This is a genomic window from Kineococcus vitellinus, from assembly GCF_009906315.1.
Classification (GTDB): Bacteria; Actinomycetota; Actinomycetes; order Actinomycetales; family Kineococcaceae; genus Kineococcus; species Kineococcus vitellinus.
Window position 1 is genome coordinate 1 of the sequence record NZ_JAAALL010000417.1, and the last position, 2,855, is coordinate 2,855.

Here is a 2,855-nt window from a genome sequence, read left to right on the forward strand (position 1 = left end):
CTCCAGCCCGCGTTGGCGTCCACCCGCACCCGCCCGCCCGGGCCGTGCGCGAGGTGCTCGGCCCGGGCGGGCGGGTGCGGGTGGACGCCAACGCGGGCTGGAGCGTGCAGGAGGCGCTGGAGGCGCTCACCGCGCTCGGCGAGGTGGACCTGGAGTACGCCGAGCAGCCGTGCGCGACGCTGGAGGAGATGGCCGAGGTCCGCCGCCGGCTGGCCGCCGCGGGCACGCCGGTGCCGCTGGCCGCCGACGAGAGCGTGCGCAAGGCCGAGGACCCGCTGCGGGTGGCCGGGCTGGAGGCCGCCGACGTCGTCGTGCTGAAGGTGGCGCCGCTGTCGGGGGTGGCGCGCGCGCTGGAGGTCGCCGCCGCCTGCGGGCTGCCCGTCGTGGTCTCCTCCGCGCTGGACACCAGCGTCGGGCTGGCGGCCGGCACCGCGCTCGCGGCCGCGCTGCCGCGGCTGCCGCACGCCTGCGGGCTCGGCACGGCCGCGCTGCTGGCCGCCGACGTCAGCGCCCCGCCGCTGCTGCCGGTGGACGGCGCGCTGCTGGTCGGCCCGGCGCGCGCCGACCGGGAGCTGCTGGAGCGCCACCGGGCGGGCGCCGACCGGCAGGCGTGGTGGCGCCGGCGCATCGCGGACTGCCACGCGGTGCTGGCGGCGGGCGCGGACGGCTGAGCCGCCTCAGCGGGCCGGCTGCTCCGCGGTCCGCACGTAGTTGCTGATGCGCGCGGTGCACACGCGCCGGCCCTGCTCGTCGGAGATCACGACCTCGTGGCTGCACAGCGTGCGGCCCAGGCTGATGGCCGTCGCCACCCCCGTCACCACGCCCGAGCGCACCGAGCGGTGGTGGGTGGCGTTGATGTCGGTGCCCAAGGCGAGCCCCCCGGGCCAGACGTGCAGGAAGGCCCCGACCGAGCCGAGCGTCTCGGCGAGCACGCAGCTGGCCCCGCCGTGCAGGTAGCCCGCCACCTGGGTGTTGCCCTCGACGGGCATCGTCGCCACGACCCGCTGCGGGCTCATCTCCACGAACTCGATGCCCATCCGCTCCACGAGGGTGCCGGAGGCGAAGGAGGCCAGGACCTCGTCCATCGGGGGCGGGGGTGTCGGGTGCGTCACCCGCCGCAGGCTGCCACAGCCGGTGGGGCGCACCATGGAGGGGTGAACCCCTCGACCGCCCTCGCGACGGTCCTCGTCGACACCCTGGTCCGCCTCGGCCTGCGCCACCTCGTGCTCAGCCCCGGCTCGCGCAGCGCCCCGCTGGCCTACGCGGCCGCCCGCGCCGCCGACGAGGGCCGGCTGACCCTGCACGTGCGCGTCGACGAGCGCAGCGCCGGCTTCCTCGCCCTCGGGCTCGCCCGGGCGGGTGAGCTGGTCGCCGTCGTCACCACCTCCGGCACGGCCGTCGCGAACCTGCACCCCGCCGTCCTGGAGGCCCACCACGCCGGGGTCCCGCTGGTGGTGCTCTCCGCGGACCGCCCGCACGAGCTGCGCGGCTCCGGCGCCAGCCAGACCGCCGACGCGCAGGCCCGGCTGTTCCTGCCCTCGGTGCGCTACAGCGCCGACGTGCCCGCCCCCGTCGACCCGGACCGGCAAGCGCCGGCCTGGCGCTCGCTGCTCTCGCGCGCGGTGGCCTTCGCCCGCGGCCTGCGCGGGGACGGGCCGGGACCGGTGCACCTCAACGTGGGCTTCGCCGACCCCCTCACCCCCTCGCCCGGCGAGGTCCCCGCGGGCCCGGGGCTGACCCAGGTCCACGGACCGGGCGCCCCCGCGCCGGTCGCGCTGGAGCGCGGGCCGCGCACGCTCGTCCTCGCCGGTGACGCCCCCGACCCCGCCACCGGGGCCGCCGCCCGCGAGCTGGCGGAGTCCGCGGGCTGGCCGCTGCTGGCCGAGCCGAGCTCGGGCGCCCGCGCCGGCGAGCGGGCCGTGGGCCCCTACCGGCTGCTGCTGGAGGCCGCCGACGCCGACGGCCCGCTGGGCGCGGTGGAGCGGGTGGTGCTCTTCGGCCACCCGACGCTCTCGCGCCCGGTGACGCGGCTGCTGGCCCGCGACGACGTCGAGCTGGTCGTGGTCAGCGCCGCGGGGACCTGGTCCGACGCGGGCTTCCGCGCCGCCCGCGTCGTGCCCGCCGCCGGGGTGCAGGGCCCGCCCGGGGCCGGTGAGCAGGAGTTCGCCGCCCGCTGGGACCGCGCCGGCAAGCTGGCCGCGGACGCCGTGGACGCCGCCCTGGACGGCGAGCGGGACCTCAGCGGGCCGTGGGCGGCCCGCGAGGCGGTGCGCGCGTGCGCCGCGGACGGCTCCGGCTTCGTCGTCGCCGCCAGCAACCCGGTGCGCGACGTGGACCTGGCCGCCCGCCCCGCGGACGTGGCGACGGTCTCCCACCGCGGGCTGGCCGGCATCGACGGCACGCTGGCCACGGCCTGCGGCGTCGCGCTGGCCCGGGGCGCCACCCGCGTCCTCGTGGGGGACCTGGCCTTCCTGCACGACGTCAACGCGCTGCTGCCGGTGCCCGCCGAGGCGCGCCCGGACCTGACGGTGGTGCTCGTCAACGACGACGGCGGCGGCATCTTCGAGACCCTGGAGCACGCCACCGCCGTCGACCGCTCCACCTTCGAGCGGGTGGTGGCGACCCCGCACGGGGTGGAGGTCGCCGCCCTGTGCGCGGCCTACCGGGTGCCGCACGAGCGCCCCGCCACCCGCGAGGAGGCGGCCGCCGCCATCGCCGCCCGCCCGTCGGGGCTGCGGGTCGTCGAGCTCGTCGTGGACCGCGCCGCCGTGCGGGTGCGCTCCGAGCGCCTCGCGGACGCGGTGCGCGCCGCCGTCCTGGAGGGCTGAGCGCGCCGGGGCGGTGGGCCCGGGGGC

Annotated in this window: 3 protein-coding genes; 2 read left to right on the plus strand and 1 reads right to left on the minus strand. The window is 79.5% G+C overall.

Annotation, left to right across the window (positions count from 1 at the left end; genetic code table 11):
- On the plus strand, positions 1–671 hold a 671-nt coding region (locus GTQ99_RS21785; RefSeq protein ID WP_276612469.1), incomplete at its 5' end, for an enolase C-terminal domain-like protein.
- Positions 672–677: 6 nt separating this feature from the next.
- On the opposite strand, the gene GTQ99_RS21790 is transcribed toward GTQ99_RS21785, so the two are convergent.
- Positions 678–1,085: a hotdog fold thioesterase gene (locus tag GTQ99_RS21790; RefSeq protein ID WP_420814605.1), complete on the minus strand. Its 408-nt coding sequence runs from the start codon at positions 1,083–1,085 to the stop codon at positions 678–680.
- Positions 1,086–1,154: 69 nt separating this feature from the next.
- Here GTQ99_RS21790 and menD point away from each other — a divergent pair, with 69 nt between their 5' ends.
- Positions 1,155–2,828: a 2-succinyl-5-enolpyruvyl-6-hydroxy-3-cyclohexene-1-carboxylic-acid synthase gene (gene menD, locus GTQ99_RS21795; RefSeq protein WP_166617788.1), complete on the plus strand. Its 1,674-nt coding sequence runs from the start codon at positions 1,155–1,157 to the stop codon at positions 2,826–2,828.
- Positions 2,829–2,855 lie beyond the last annotated feature (27 nt).

Bases quoted from the DNA above. Each gene is read 5' to 3' on its own strand.
- GTQ99_RS21790 (WP_420814605.1), bottom strand. From the start codon at position 1,085: ATGGACGAGGTCCTGGCCTCCTTCGCCTCCGGCACCCTCGTGGAGCGG.